This window comes from Streptomyces sp. Ag109_O5-10 (genome assembly GCF_900105755.1).
Lineage (GTDB): Bacteria > Actinomycetota > Actinomycetes > Streptomycetales > Streptomycetaceae > Streptomyces.
The window spans coordinates 840000-853493 of record NZ_FNTQ01000001.1 but is presented as its reverse complement, the minus strand read 5'-3'; the positions used below and the strand labels follow the sequence as shown (position 1 = coordinate 853493).

Annotated in this window: 16 protein-coding genes; 13 read left to right on the top strand and 3 right to left on the bottom strand. The window is 72.0% G+C overall.

All coding sequences use genetic code 11. The features are described 5' to 3' along the window. The first annotated feature begins 82 nt into the window (after positions 1 to 82). Complete coding sequence (locus BLW82_RS04040) at positions 83 to 1399, top strand: PP2C family protein-serine/threonine phosphatase (RefSeq protein WP_093497500.1); 1317 nt, start codon at positions 83 to 85, stop codon at positions 1397 to 1399. A gap of 79 nt (positions 1400 to 1478) precedes the next feature. Here BLW82_RS04040 and BLW82_RS04035 read toward each other — a convergent pair whose 3' ends face one another. Further along, positions 1479 to 1904 (bottom strand): ATP-binding protein, encoded by a 426-nt coding sequence (locus tag BLW82_RS04035; protein ID WP_093497499.1) that lies wholly within the window; start codon positions 1902 to 1904, stop codon positions 1479 to 1481. A gap of 199 nt (positions 1905 to 2103) precedes the next feature. Here BLW82_RS04035 and BLW82_RS04030 point away from each other — a divergent pair, with 199 nt between their 5' ends. From BLW82_RS04030 to BLW82_RS04020, 3 genes are all read left to right on the top strand, one after another. Further along, positions 2104 to 2871, top strand: coding sequence for an IclR family transcriptional regulator (locus tag BLW82_RS04030; RefSeq protein WP_093497498.1), 768 nt, complete (start codon positions 2104 to 2106; stop codon positions 2869 to 2871). 54 nt (positions 2872 to 2925) lie between these two features. Continuing rightward, positions 2926 to 4446: a glycerol kinase GlpK gene (gene glpK, locus BLW82_RS04025; RefSeq protein ID WP_093497497.1), complete on the top strand. Its 1521-nt coding sequence runs from the start codon at positions 2926 to 2928 to the stop codon at positions 4444 to 4446. A gap of 175 nt (positions 4447 to 4621) precedes the next feature. Next, positions 4622 to 4852 carry a hypothetical protein gene (locus tag BLW82_RS04020; protein ID WP_093497496.1) on the top strand — a complete coding sequence of 77 codons (231 nt, stop codon included), beginning with the start codon at positions 4622 to 4624 and terminating at the stop codon, positions 4850 to 4852. Positions 4853 to 5212: 360 nt separating this feature from the next. On the opposite strand, the gene BLW82_RS04015 is transcribed toward BLW82_RS04020, so the two are convergent. Next, the gene (locus tag BLW82_RS04015; RefSeq protein ID WP_093497495.1) at positions 5213 to 5425 is read right to left on the bottom strand and encodes a hypothetical protein; all 213 of its coding nucleotides are present in this window, start codon (positions 5423 to 5425) and stop codon (positions 5213 to 5215) included. An 80-nt stretch (positions 5426 to 5505) separates the two neighbouring features. Between BLW82_RS04015 and BLW82_RS04010 the strand changes: the two genes are divergently transcribed. After that, the gene (locus BLW82_RS04010; RefSeq protein WP_093497494.1) at positions 5506 to 6033 is read left to right on the top strand and encodes a MarR family winged helix-turn-helix transcriptional regulator; all 528 of its coding nucleotides are present in this window, start codon (positions 5506 to 5508) and stop codon (positions 6031 to 6033) included. A gap of 30 nt (positions 6034 to 6063) precedes the next feature. On the opposite strand, the gene BLW82_RS04005 is transcribed toward BLW82_RS04010, so the two are convergent. Further along, on the bottom strand, positions 6064 to 6975 hold the full coding sequence (locus tag BLW82_RS04005) for a LysR family transcriptional regulator (RefSeq protein WP_177233258.1): 912 nt from the start codon (positions 6973 to 6975) through the stop codon (positions 6064 to 6066). A gap of 137 nt (positions 6976 to 7112) precedes the next feature. Here BLW82_RS04005 and BLW82_RS46175 point away from each other — a divergent pair, with 137 nt between their 5' ends. The 8 genes from BLW82_RS46175 to BLW82_RS03965 all read left to right on the top strand — a co-directional run bounded on the left by BLW82_RS46175 (position 7113) and on the right by BLW82_RS03965 (position 13411). Continuing rightward, positions 7113 to 7196, top strand: a complete 84-nt coding sequence (locus BLW82_RS46175; protein ID WP_350760414.1) for a putative leader peptide — start codon at positions 7113 to 7115, stop codon at positions 7194 to 7196. A 127-nt stretch (positions 7197 to 7323) separates the two neighbouring features. Continuing rightward, positions 7324 to 8445 carry a dimethylsulfone monooxygenase SfnG gene (sfnG, locus tag BLW82_RS03995; protein WP_093497492.1) on the top strand — a complete coding sequence of 374 codons (1122 nt, stop codon included), beginning with the start codon at positions 7324 to 7326 and terminating at the stop codon, positions 8443 to 8445. Positions 8446 to 8482: 37 nt separating this feature from the next. Continuing rightward, entirely contained in the window at positions 8483 to 9040 is a 558-nt protein-coding gene (ssuE, locus tag BLW82_RS03990; protein WP_093497491.1) for an NADPH-dependent FMN reductase, read from the top strand. A gap of 4 nt (positions 9041 to 9044) precedes the next feature. Next, the gene (locus BLW82_RS03985) at positions 9045 to 10229 is read left to right on the top strand and encodes an SfnB family sulfur acquisition oxidoreductase (RefSeq protein WP_093497490.1); all 1185 of its coding nucleotides are present in this window, start codon (positions 9045 to 9047) and stop codon (positions 10227 to 10229) included. Positions 10230 to 10260: 31 nt separating this feature from the next. Beyond that, on the top strand, positions 10261 to 11403 hold the full coding sequence (locus BLW82_RS03980; RefSeq protein WP_093497489.1) for an LLM class flavin-dependent oxidoreductase: 1143 nt from the start codon (positions 10261 to 10263) through the stop codon (positions 11401 to 11403). Between the two features lie 177 nt (positions 11404 to 11580). After that, positions 11581 to 12204: a DUF6230 family protein gene (locus BLW82_RS03975; RefSeq protein ID WP_093497488.1), complete on the top strand. Its 624-nt coding sequence runs from the start codon at positions 11581 to 11583 to the stop codon at positions 12202 to 12204. Positions 12205 to 12291: 87 nt separating this feature from the next. After that, on the top strand, positions 12292 to 12774 hold the full coding sequence (locus BLW82_RS03970) for a DUF6114 domain-containing protein (protein WP_256215626.1): 483 nt from the start codon (positions 12292 to 12294) through the stop codon (positions 12772 to 12774). Between the two features lie 25 nt (positions 12775 to 12799). Next, on the top strand, positions 12800 to 13411 hold the full coding sequence (locus BLW82_RS03965; RefSeq protein ID WP_093497487.1) for a hypothetical protein: 612 nt from the start codon (positions 12800 to 12802) through the stop codon (positions 13409 to 13411). Positions 13412 to 13494: the final 83 nt, after the last annotated feature.

Sequence of the window (13494 nt, the reverse complement as noted above, 5' to 3'; positions counted from 1 at the left end):
GCTCGCTGACCGAACCTCTTTCCTGGATGAAACGGATAAGTCGGTCTTAACGGCCACGTGGGTGAGGATTACGGGCAGAGACATGAGGCAGGCGCGAGACCATGGTGGCAACCACTGGCCGTTCCGGCCGCTCAGGAAAACGGGGACCGGTCCTGGGACGCCGGTCACCAGGCGTGCCTTCTCCCAGCTGGCCGCCGGAATGCCCGTGGCACCGGTTCTGATCGTCCTGGGCATCGCGCTCGTCGACGTCGTCGGCGGGTCGGGGATGTTCTGGCTGCCCCTGCTGGCGGCCGGACCGGCACTTGCCGCCAGCACCAACGGACACCGGGGCGTCCTGTGCGTCGGAGTCCTGGCCGTGGCGCTGGGCGCGACCCTGGGGTCCCGGGAGGCGGGTTCGGGGCGCGAGCTGGCGGCCGTGCTCTCCGCGCTCGTGGCCGTCACCCTGGCCAGTGCTCTGGCCAGCGCGCTGCGCGGCCGCCGGGAACGGGTGCTCGCCGCCGTCCGCTCGGTCGCGGAGGCCGCCCAGCACGCCGTCCTCAAGCCCATCCCGAAGACCGTCGGCCCGTTCCGGGTGGCGGTCCGCTACAGCGCGGCGGCGGCGGAGGCCCGCATCGGCGGTGATCTCTACGCCCTGGTGCAGACCCCGCACGGGGTGCGGCTGATCGTCGGCGACGTACGCGGCAAGGGGCTGCCGGCCGTGGAGGTCGCCGCGCTCGTCCTCGGTGTCTTCCGCGAGGCCGCATACGACGAGCCCGATCTCCTCGCCGTCGTCGGCAGGATCGAGCGGAGCCTGGCGCGCAACCTCGGCCCCGACGACTTCGTCACCGCGATCGTCGTGGGACACCCGCGGGCCGGCCAGCTCGAAGTGGTCAACTGCGGACACGCGTCGCCCCTGCTGATCACCGCTTCGGGGGGCGTCACCGCGGTCGAGGCCACCCGCCCGGCTCCGCCGCTCGGCCTGCGCGTGCTCGTCGACGAGCCGCCCTGCCTGGAGATCCTGCCCTTCGCCGAGGGCGACCAGCTGCTGCTCTACACCGACGGGGTCATCGAGGCCCGCGACCCGGCTCGCGAGTTCTATCCGCTGGCCGAGCGGGTGGCCCGCCACGTGTCCGGCGACCCGGAGCACATCCTCTCCGCGGTCCACGACGAACTGCTCGCGCACGTGGGCGGACGGCTGCACGACGACGCGGCGCTGCTCCTGCTGCGCATGCAGGACGGGACGGAACCGGTTCCGTCCGCGTCGGAGGACGAGGAAAAGGGTGCGGCGGCCGTCCGGGGACCGGAGGGGCGTGGCGACCACGAGTCCGTCCCGGTGGCGTCACGCACCCGGCCCGTCGCGTTTGACGCGGACGGGGGAAGGCGGTTCGCCGGCGCGTTCTCGTCGGGGGCCGGCCGCTGACGGCAGGGGGTGCGAGTCGTCCGTCGCCGGCGACGCCGTCGTGGTCGGTCGCGCAGTTCCCCGCGCGCCTCCGGGGCGCTCACACCGCGACGAGGTCGGCCCATCGGGTGACTGCGCCCGGGTGGGTGTGGATGCCGTAACGGGTCGCCAGGGCGTGGACGATCTCCTCGCCCCGGCCGTGCTCGTCGGGGTCTATCCCCTCGGGCGGCTCTCCCGCCGTACGCGCGGGACCCGAGTCGGTGACCTCGACGCGCAGCGTGCCGAGACCGGCGTCGCGCGTCCAGGACAGCCGCAGCACCGCCGGGGGCAGTGCGTGGACGATCGCGTTGGTCAGCAGTTCCGACACCACCAGCAGCGCGTCCTCGATGACGTCCGGGGACACCTTCCAGGCGGCCAGAACCGCGCCGGCCCGGCGGCGCACGTCCGGAACGGCACCGGCGACGGGCGCCATCGGGCAGACGTATTCGCTTGCCCCCCGCACCCGCGTGTTGAGCTGTACCGCCATCTCGTGTCTCCATGGGTCAGTGCCACAGGCCCCACGTCACGCACCTCGGTGCGTTGCCAGGCCTCTCAGCACGCTAAAGAGCCGCGCCGGGTCGGTCAATGAACGTGGGTCGGCATTACCGAACGCGGCCCCTGCTGCGGTGCCGCGAGGGCCCTCTGTACGCACGGCAGACGCTCCCGGACGGTAATAAGCTCGGTTCATGACCGGTCCGGTCCAGTCGATCGAACGGGCGGCCGCGATCCTGCGTCTGCTCGCCGGCGGGCCCCGCCGGCTCGGACTCGGAGAGGTGGCGGCCTCCCTCGGGCTGGCCAAGGGCACCGCCCACGGCATCCTGCGCACGCTCCAGCACGTCGACTTCGTGGAGCAGGACGCGACGACCGGCAAGTACCAGCTGGGGGCCGCCCTGCTGCATCTGGGCACGAGCTATCTCGACGTCAACGAGCTGCGGTCCCGGTCCATCAACTGGGCCGACGCCCTGGCAGCCCGCAGCGGTGAGGCGGTGCGCCTGGGCACCCCCCTGGAGGGCAGGGTCCTGGTCGTCCACCACGTGTTCCGGCCGGACGACACCCTCCAGACCCTGGACGTGGGCGCGCTGCTGCCCCTGCACGCCTCCTCCCTGGGCAAGGTGCTGCTGGCCTACGGCACCGCGACCGTCGACTCCGCCGTGGAATCGGGGCTGGACGCGTACACCCGGCACACCCTGGTCACCCAGGAGCAGCTCACCCGGGCGCTCGCCGAGGTCCGGGAAGCGGGCTGGGCCGCCGAGGTGCAGGAGATGAGCATGGGCGAGGCGGGGCTCGCCGTGCCGATCCGGGGGCACGGCGGCCTTGTCGTGGGCGCCATCGGGCTGTCCGGCCCCGTCGAGCGGATCTGCGACAGCCAGGGCCGGCCCCGGCCCAGCCTGCTCACGCTGATCCGGGAGGCCGCGAGAGCGATCTCCCGGGACCTGGGAGCCGCCCGCTGGTAACTCCCTCCGCACCCCCGCCCCCACCCCACGACCCATCGGAAGGCAGACCCGATCATGGTGGAGCGTTATGTGATGTCCATCGATCAGGGCACCAATTCCACGCGATGCATCCTGTTCGACCGGGGCGGGCGGCTGGTGTCGGTCGCGCAGCGGGAGCACCAGCAGCACTTCCCCCGGCCGGGCTGGGTCGAGCACGACGCCGTCGAGATCTGGCACAACTTGCGGCGGGTGATGACCGAGGTCCTCACGGGCGCGGGTACGGCCGTCGACGCGAGCCAGGTCGCCGCCATCGGCCTGGCCAACCAGCGCGAGACGACCGTGCTCTGGGACCGCCGCACCGGTACCCCGCTGGGCCGGGCACTCGTCTGGCAGGACACCCGCACCGCGCCGCTGGTCGAGGAACTCAGGGTCCGGCCCGGCGAGGAGTTCTTCCTCGACCGGTGCGGTCTGCCGCCCTCCACCTACTTCTCCGCGCTGCGCATCCGCTGGCTGTTCGACCACGTCAAAGGCCTGGAACAGCGCGCCAGGGATGGTGAGGTGCTGTTCGGCACGATGGAGAGCTGGCTGATCTGGAACCTCACCGGCGGTGCCGACGGCGGTCTGCACATGACCGACGCCACCAACGCCAGCCGCACCATGCTGATGAACATCCACACGCTCACCTGGGACGAGGAACTCCTGGCCTTCTTCGGGGTCCCCCGCCCGATGCTGCCGGAGATCAGGTCCTCCGCGGAGACCTACGGCGAGGCCCGCGCGCAGCTCCCCGGCGTTCCCATCACCGCCGCGCTCGGCGACCAGCAGGCGGCGCTCTTCGGCCAGACGTGCTTCTCCCCGGGCGAGGCCAAGTGCACGTACGGAACGGGCAGCTTTCTGCTGCTCAACACCGGCACCGATGTCGTGCGGTCCCGGCACGGGCTGCTCACGACGGTCGCCTACAAGATCGGGGACCGGCAGCCCGTCTACGCGCTGGAAGGGTCGATAGCCGTCACCGGCGCGCTGGTCCAGTGGTTCCGTGACCGGCTGGGGCTGATCAACAGCGCGCCGGAGATCGAGACACTCGCCCGGACCGTCAAGGACAACGGCGGCTGCTACATCGTCCCCGCCTTCTCCGGCCTGTTCGCCCCGCGCTGGCGCAGCGACGCGCGGGGCGTCATCGTCGGCCTCACCTCCTACATCACCAGCGGGCACCTGGCCCGGGCCGTCCTGGAGGCCACGGGCTGGCAGACGCGCGAGGTCGTGGACGCCATGAACGCCGACTCCTCGGTGACGCTGAAGGAGCTGAAGGTGGACGGGGGCATGACGGCGGACAACCTGCTCATGCAGTTCGTCGCCGACGTGCTCGACGTGCCCGTCGTACGGCCCATGGTCTCCGAGACGGTCTCCCTGGGGGCGGGCTACGCCGCCGGGCTCGCCGCGGGCTACTGGCCGGACCTGGAGGTCCTGCGCCGCAACTGGCACCCGGCCGCCAGGTGGCTGCCGGGAATGGACCCCGGCCACCGGGAGGCGGAGTACGACAACTGGCAGCGGGCCGTCGAACGGTCGCTGGGCTGGATCCGGTCGCCCGGGTCTCCGTGAGCGCGTTCTCCTGCCCGCCTGGTTTCCGCCGGACGGTTTCCGGGCCTTCTTTCCGTGTCCTTTCCGCCTCCCTGCGGTCTTGTGCTGCCGTGGTGGAAGCCGGCCGGGACGGCGCCTGACGTTCTTTCACGGGCGCTTTCGTGCAGGAGGAGCGAGCGAAGAGCGAAGGGGGAGCGTGTCCGTTCTTCCGTCCACCGAAATGGCCGTCAAGGTCTTCAGCAGTCTGTTCACCGTATTGCCGGAGGACGAGGATTTCGTGGCCCGGGCCCGGTGGGAGGGGCCGTCCGTCCGGCCCGTCCACACGAAGCCCGACTGCGAGATCTTCGTGTCCCCGCAGCGCGGCGTCCGCGTCCGCGAGGACCAGGCGGGGCCGGCGGCCATCACCCTCCGGCCCTCACTGTGTTGAGGTACGCATCGACTTCTCCTTTCGAGTGGCTGGAATAATGCAAGGTCCTGCTGGTTCGGTTCCTCCTGCGGCATTACTGCCTCGCCATGCAGGGTGTCCGAGTGTCGCGGCAGCACGTGCATGTGCGAGGGCACCGTCGGGTGATCTGCATAAAATAGGACAGGTGATGGGCTGTTAATCGCGCTAATGGTCCTTTGCGTGGTCTCCCGGACCTGCCCCGACCTCGTGAAGAGGGGGTGAGGCGCCGGGCCGTGCCGGGCGAGTAGATTTCTCCGGGCAGGCGTGCCGACGAAAAGGCTGATGTTCTTGGGATCCGGGAAAGGCATGAAAAGGGCCGAAGAAATTCTCACCTCCAGGGAATTACTGAGCGCCATCATGGCGCTGGTGACGACCGGGCTCCCTCCGGCGTCCTGGGAGACACCGGACACCGGTCTCCTCCGCGAGCACGGCCTCGTCGACGACCTGCCTGATGGCCCGCGCGCCGGACACCAGGTTTCCCGAGTCGTCCTGCGGCACGTCGCCGAAGGAGTCGAGACCGAGGGCGAGGTCGGACTCGGGGACTGGGTCGGGCATGACGGGACTCCTTCGATTAGTTGACGCATCAATCATTGCTCCCGTATGATTGACATGTCAACAAGAGGGGCGGCGGCACGATGACAGCACGACGGAAGGAACTCCCCACCGCCGAGGAGCTGCGGATCTGGCGGGACTTCATCGAGACGACGGAGACGTTGCGCGCCGGGCTCGCGTCCCGGCTGCAGCGCGAGAGCTCCCTGTCGCCCGGCGACTACGCCGTGCTCCTCGCCCTGCGCGAGGCGGACGGGCGGCGGCTGCGCTCCTCCGACCTCTCGGCCCGCGTCGGCTGGGAACGCAGCCGCCTCTCGCACCAGATCGGCCGCATGGAGCGGCGCGGGCTGATCCGGCGCGAGGAGTGCGTCACCGACAGCCGGGGCGCCGACGTGGTCCTCACGCCGGAGGGCGCGGAGGCGTTCCGCGACGCGTCCCTGCCGCATCTGCGCGCCGTACGGGAGCTGTTCGTGGCCGCCCTCACACCGGACCAGCTCGCCGCGGCGGAGGAGATCAGCACGGCGCTGCGGAACCACCTGGCTGCCGTTGAGCAGCGCCCCCCAAGGGGCGCGGGGAACCGTGCGACCAGCCACGACGGCGCCGCGGCCGACTGACGGCACATCGGGGCCCTTCCGGCGGAGCGCTCAGCGAACGTCCGCGCCCAGCTCCGCCGCCCGCCGCACGAACGCCTCGTACAGGTCCCGGGCGGCCTGCGATACCGACTCGGCCCGCCGGCGCTGGAGCATCAGCACGACCTCGGTGGCGTCCCCGGCCAGCGGCCGGCACACGATCGTCCCGCCGCGCTCCAGCGGGTCCCCGACCACGCTGAAGTCCGGCAGCACCGTCGCGCCCAGCCCCTCCGCGACCATCAGCTTGCCCATCTCGGCCCCGTCCGTCGAGTACGAGAAGACGGGCGTGCGGTCCGCCAGCAGCCGGTGCACGTAGCGGTGCATCACATACCCGGTGCGCATGGCGATCAACGGCACCGTGAGCAGGTCGTCGGCCGACACCTCGGCCCGCCCGGCGAGCGGACTGTCCGGCCGTACGCACACCACCGGCCGCCCGCGCAGCAGTTCGGTGGCCTCGAAACCCGCCGGCACGTCGTCGCCGTCGAGATGGTTCACCAGCCCCAGGTCGAAACCGCCCTCGGCGAGCCCCCGGTGGATCTCCGTCTGCTGGGCGCCCACCACCTCGACCTGGGTGACCGGATGGGTGGCCCGGAAGTCCCGCAGCACCGGGACGAGCAGCGGCACGGTCGCCGTGTTGACCGTGCCGACCCGCACCATCCGGCTGATCCGGTGCTGCTCGCCCGCCGCCACCCGCAGCCGGTCCACCGCCTCCAGCACCTGGACGATGTGCGGCATCAGCTCCTGCCCCGCCGCGCTCATCGTCGCCCCGGTCCGCTTGCGCTCCAGCAGGTCGATGCCCAGCTCCCGCTCCAGGTTCCGCACGGTCTCGCTCAACGCGGGCTGCGACAGGCGCAGTTCGTCGGCCGCCCGGCGCAGCGAGCCGAGCCGGGTCACGGCCGCTATGTATTCCAGCTGTTCGGTCCGCACCCCGGCAGAATGCGTCGCCATTCCGGGCGCGTTCAAGGGTTTCCCTGTCACACGTTCGTGAAATTCAATGGTCCGCGATGCGAGAACGGTCGGGTTTTCCTTGACGGTCCTCGACACCGACTGCGACCATCGACGGCATGAAGATGCGACTGGACCTCACGCGGCGACGCCACGTCGACCTCGCGCGCGTCTCCAGCGCCTCCTGTTGCGCCGCGGCCTGATCACCACCCCGGCAAGATCCGCCGCGCCCTCTTCACCCTCTCCTTTTCCCGCCTGAATTCACCGTGCCGTAGCCGCGCCGGACCCGTGAATTCTCGCGTCCCCGAAGACCCGCAACAGGAGTTCCGCATGCCCGCCGCGCCCGTGAAATTCGCCTACTGGGTCCCCAACGTCAGCGGAGGACTCGTCACCAGCAGGATCGAGCAGCGCACCGACTGGGGATACGACTACAACCGCGAACTCGCCGTCCTCGCCGAGAACAACGGCTTCGATTACGCGCTCAGCCAGGTCCGCTACATGGCCAGCTACGGCGCCGAGTTCCAGCACGAGTCGACCAGCTTCAGCCTCGCGCTGCTGCTCGCCACCCAGCGCCTCAAGGTGATCGCCGCCGTCCACCCCGGTCTGTGGCACCCCGGTGTCCTCGCCAAGCTCGGCGCCACCGCCGACCACCTCTCGAACGGCCGGTTCGCCGTGAACGTCGTCTCCGGCTGGTTCAAGGGCGAGTTCACCGCGCTCGGCGAGCCCTGGCTGGAGCACGACGAACGCTACCGCCGCGCCGAGGAGTTCATCCGGGCGCTGCGCCAGATCTGGACCGAGGACCACACCGAACTCGCCGGTGACTTCTACCGGTTGCGGGACTTCTCCCTCAAGCCCAAGCCGCTCAACACGCCCGAGCGCCCGCACCCCGAGATCTTCCAGGGCGGCAACTCCACCGCGGCCCGCGCCATGGCGGGCCGCGTCTCCGACTGGTACTTCTCCAACGGCAAGGACTTCGACGGGGTCGTCGAGCAACTCGCCGACGTCCGCAAGTCCGCCGCAGAAGCGGGGCGTACGCCACCGAAGTTCGGCCTCAACGGCTTCCTCATCGCCCGCGACACCGAGGCCGAGGCTCGCGACACCCTCCGCGAGATCATCGCCAAGGCGGACAGCGAGGCCGTCGAGGGCTTCGGTGCCGCCGTCAGGCAGGCCGGCCGGTCCGCCGCCGACGGCAAGGGCATGTGGCAGGACTCCACCTTCGAGGACCTCGTCCAGTACAACGACGGCTTCCGCACCGGCCTGATCGGCACCCCGGAACAGATCGCGGAACGGATCGTCGCCTACCGGAAGCTCGGCGTCGACCTCCTCCTGCTCGGCTTCCTGCACTACCACGAGGAGGTCCAGTACTTCGGGAGGCGGGTGCTGCCGCTGGTCCGCGAACTGGAGGCGCAGCTCCCCGACCCGGAGCCTAGGTCCGCCCGGTCCCGCGCCTGACCCTCCCGCCCCGCGAAGCCACGAAAGAGGCAGCCCCATGGCCACCGTCCTGTCCGTCTCCGGCAGTCCCTCCGCCTCCTCCCGCACCGGCCGCCTGCTGCGCCACCTGGACCAGCGGCTGACCGCCCAGGGCCACGAGGTGATCCCGCTCGACGTCCGCACCATCCCCGCCGAGGCCCTGCTCGGCGCCGACTTCCGGCACCCGGCGATCGTCGAGGCGACCGGGCTGTTCGCCCGCGCCGACGGGGTGGTGGTCGGCACCCCCGTCTACAAGGCCTCGTACTCCGGAGTCCTCAAGGCCCTGCTCGACCTGCTCCCGCAGTACGCGCTCACCGGCAAGACCGTGCTGCCGCTGGCCACCGGCGGCTCCGTCGCACACGTCCTCGCCATCGACTACGCGCTGCGCCCGGTCCTCAGCTCCATGGGCGCCGCCCACATAGTCCAGGGCTGGTTCACCCTCGACAAGGACATCTCCGTGGGGGAGGACGGCACCCTGGTCCTGGCACCGGCCGCCATCGAGGCGCTCGCCCCGGTCGTCGACCGGTTCTCGGCCGCGCTCCCCGGCCGCACCCCCGTCCTCGCCGCGGCGAGCTGACCCGATGGCCGCCCACGTCATCGCGGATGCCGCCGAGGCCCTCGCCGTGGCGGCGGCCCTGGCCGACGAGTTCCGGGCCGGGGCCGCCGAACGGGACGCCGCACGCAGGCTGCCCCGAACCGAGCTGGCGCGTCTGTCGGCCTCCGGTCTGCTGGGTGTCACGGTGCCCGCCGAGTACGGCGGCGCCGACGTCGACGCCCTGACCCTCGCGGAGATCTTCCGGCTCCTCGGCTCGGCCGACGGCAGCCTCGCCCAGATCCCGCAGAGCCACTTCGTGTACGTCAACGTGATCCGGCGTCAGGGCACCGAGGACCAGCGGAAGTTCTTCTTCGCCGAGCTGCTCGCCGGCAGCCGCTTCGGCAACGCCCAGTCCGAGGCCGGCACCAAACACGTCCAGGACATCCGCACCCGCCTGGAGCGCCAGGGCGACGGCACCCTGCTGCTGACGGGGGTCAAGCACTACTCCACCGGCGCCCTCTTCGCCCACTGGATCCCCGTCCTCGCCCGCGCCGAGGACGGCAACCTGCACGTGGCGTACGTCCCCCGGGACGCGCCCGGCCTCACCGTCGTCGACGACTGGGACGGCATGGGGCAGCGCACGACCGCCAGCGGGACCGTCCGGCTGGACGGGGTGGCCGTACCCGCCGACCGCGTGCTGCCCCACCACCTCACCTTCCAGGGGCCCCAACTCCATGGCGCCGTCGCCCAGTTGCTGCACGCCGCCATCGACGTGGGGCTCGCCGGGGGAGCGCTGGCCGAGGCCGTGGAGTTCGTACGGACCAAGAGCCGTCCCTGGTTCGAGAGCGGGGTCGAGTCCGCCGCCGAGGACCCGCTGCTGATCCAGCGGTTCGGTGAACTCGCCGTCAGGACGCGGGCGTCCGAGGCCCTGCTGCGGGAGGCCGCCCGCGCGGTCGACGCGGCCGGCGCCGACCTCACCGACGCGTCGGCCGCCGAGGCGTCCGTCGCCGTGGCCGCCGCGAAGGTGCAGGCGGCCGAGACGGCCGTGATCGTCGCCGGGGCGCTCTTCGAGGTGTCCGGCACCCGCTCGGCCCTCGACTCCCTCAATCTGCACCGGCACTGGCGGGACGCCCGGACCCACACCCTGCACGATCCGGCCCGCTGGAAGATCCAGCACATCGGCCGGTACGTCCTCAACGGCACCCGGCCGCCCCGCCACGGCCTCCTGTGACCCCACGCCCCCCTTTCGATCGGAGACCCCCGTGTCCCTCACCTTCCACTGGTTCCTGCCCACCAACGGGGACAGCCGGCACGTCGTCGGCGGCGGCCACGGCACCCCGGCGACGGCCTCCGGACGGGACCGGCCGCCCACGGTCGCCTATCTGAGCCAGATCGCCAAGGCCGCGGAGGACCTCGGCTTCGAGGGGGCGCTCACCCCGACCGGCGCCTGGTGCGAGGACGCCTGGCTGACCACGGCGATGGTCAGCCAGCACACCGAGCGGCTGAAGTTCCTGGTCGCCTTCCGGCCGGGCTTCGTCTCACCCACGCTGGCCGCGCAGATGGCGTCCACCTTCCAGCGGCAGACCGGCGGACGGCTGCTGCTCAACGTGGTGACCGGCGGCGAGAGCCACGAACAGCGGGCCTACGGGGACTTCCTCGACAAGGACGCCCGGTACCGCCGGACCGGGGAGTTCCTGGAGATCGTACGGGGACTGTGGGAGGGCAAGGCGGTCGACCTGGACGGGGAGTACCTGCGGGTCGAGGACGCCAGGCTCGCCCGGGTGCCCGAACCGGTGCCCGAGGTGTACTTCGGGGGGTCCTCGCCGGTCGCGGGCGAGGTCGCGGCCCGCTTCGTCGACGTGTACCTGACCTGGGGGGAGCCGCCGGCCCAGGTCGCCGCCAAGATCGCCTGGATCCGGGGGCTCGCGGCGGAGCAGGGGCGCACCCTGCGGTTCGGCATCCGGCTGCACGTCATCACCCGGGACACCTCCGAGCAGGCGTGGGCCGAGGCCGGCCGGCTCCTCGACGGGTTCGACCCGGAGACCGTGCGGTCCGTGCAGTCGGGGCTCGCCCGCAGCGAGTCCGAGGGGCAGCGGCGGATGCTGGCGCTGCACGGCGGCCGGCGGGACGCGCTGGAGATCCACCCCAACCTCTGGGCGGGCATCGGCCTGGTCCGGGGCGGCGCCGGGACCGCTTTGGTCGGCTCCCACGACGAGGTCGCCGAGCGGATCAGGGAGTACGCGGCGCTGGGCATCGACGAGTTCGTGCTGTCCGGGTACCCGCATCTGGAGGAGGCGTACTGGTTCGGCGAAGGGGTGCTGCCCCGGCTGGCCGGGCAGGGCGTGTGGCGGCACCCTGCCGGGACGGGCGAAGTGGCCTCTGCGCAGGTGCCGTTCGCGTCCTGAGGGCGGGGCACCGGCTCGGTCACCCGAAGAGAGCAGCAGAACGTGCGTCACTCGTCCGGCGGGCCTGGCGTGCAGTCGGCCGGCGCGGCCGGGAGCCTAGGATCCATCACCGGACGTACGGGGCATCTGCGGCCTTGTCGGCATGGTCGGGTCCACCTCACGACCGAAGGAGACGGGATGTCGCACCGCGGCGGAAGAACCCGCTGGAGGCGCTTCGCGGTGGTCCTGGTGCCCGGTGTCGCCGCCTGTGCCGCCGTGGGCGTCGCCATGGCGCAGGGGGCGCTCGCCGCCTCGTTCTTCATCTCCGGACAGCGGTTCCAGGTCTCCGCCGACAGACTGACGGCCCGCGGGTTCAGCCTCTACGGCATGGTGGACGTCACGAGGAAGCACGAACTCGTGCCCGTCGTGGTCTCCGGGTTCCGGCACGCCACGGTCGACGGGCTGTGCCAGTCCGTCGTCGTCGACGTCCCCGTGCTGGGCACCCAGACGCTGCGGCTCACCGGTGGCGGCGGCCGGCCGGCCGAGGCCTCGAACCTGTTCATCGACGCGACGAGCGAGTCGGTCGCCGAGGCGAACTTCGGCAGCCTCGACATCGGCGTCGCACAGGGGGCCGTCACCAAGGGCCCGATCAGGCCGGGCGACCGGGACTCGCGCTTCTTCGATCCCGACGGCGTCGCACAACAGGCGCTGACGACCACCCTCGACGACGTACGGGTGACCGCGGCCGCGGTCTCCGCCGGCACCTTCAACATTCCCGGTCTGCGATTGCGGGTCGAGCACGGCAACCACCCATGCTTCTGACCCGGGCGGCCGCCGTGCACGGGGACCGTACGTTCCGGCGCACCGCCTTCCCGCGGCACCGTATCCGCACTCATCAGGACAGGACGCGTGATCACCAACCCTTTCGGCAGAGGACGTGAACTGCTCGCCAGAGCGCCGGAGTTCCGGCCGAGGTTCCGCAACTGGCGTGGCGAACGCCCCTTCTGGGCTGGGCTGTTCACCTTCGCCGCCGGCCTGCCCATCCTCTACTGGCCCTACGCGAACCTGAACCCGGGCGGGATTCCGCTCGCCCTGTCGACCACCTCCGGCGCCGGTTCCCTGCTGATCGGAACGCTGCTCCTGACCCTGGGCATCTCGCTCTGCTGGCGCCCCCATCTCCGGGTGTTCGCCGGAATCGCCACCCTCCTGCTCGCCGTCGTCTCCTTCCCCGTCGCGAACTTCGGCGGCCTCTTCCTCGGCGTGGCCCTCGGCCTGGTCGGCGGCTCCCTGGCCTGTGCCTGGCTGCCGCCCCCGGCCGGCGAACCGCAGGCGGCACCGGACGACCGGCCCGCGCCGACGGCCGCGGCGGGGGAGGAGCGCGGTGCCACCTGACCCGCGCGTTCTCACGCCCGGCCGCGTGCTCGGTCGTGCGGCCCGGCCCCTGGCGGCCGCGCTGGCCGTGGTCGCCGTGACCGTGCTCCCGCGCGTCGACGTCCCGCACGTGTCCGCCGGCGGCGCGCGGCTCGGTTCGTCGCCTCCGGTCCGTCCCGCGAAGGGCCCGTGCGTGCTCCGCGCCGACCGGCTCGTACTCCGCGGCGCACGCTTCCGCGGGGTGGTCTCGCTGCGCACCGGGACCGGAAGCGTCCGGGCCCTGAAGTTCACGGTACGGTCGCTGGACGCCGTCAACCTCGATCTCACCGCGGGCCGGGGCCGCGCGGCGATGCGCCTGCGGGCGAGGCCGGCGACCACCTCCACGCTGAAGGGACCGGGCACCGGCGGGGTGGCGACCTTCTACGTCCGCAGACTGACCGGCAGGGTCACGGGCCTCGGCGGCAGTCCCCTCCCGGCCGACCGCACCGTCTCCGTCACTCCCGACGCCGTACCCCGCTGGCTCTCGCACCCGGCCACCCGAACCCGCACCATCACGCTCGCCGCCGCCACCGCCTCCCAGATCACCCAGTCCGGCGGCCGGCTGTCCGTCAGGGGCCTGCAACTGCGGACCACGGCGCGGGTCCCGCACGGTGCGTGACGCCGGGCGGAGGCCGGGCGGGGATCGGGCGTCCTGGCCGGGTTCCGTCGGCCGGCCTTCGGGCGCAGGTTCACGGCCGCGTT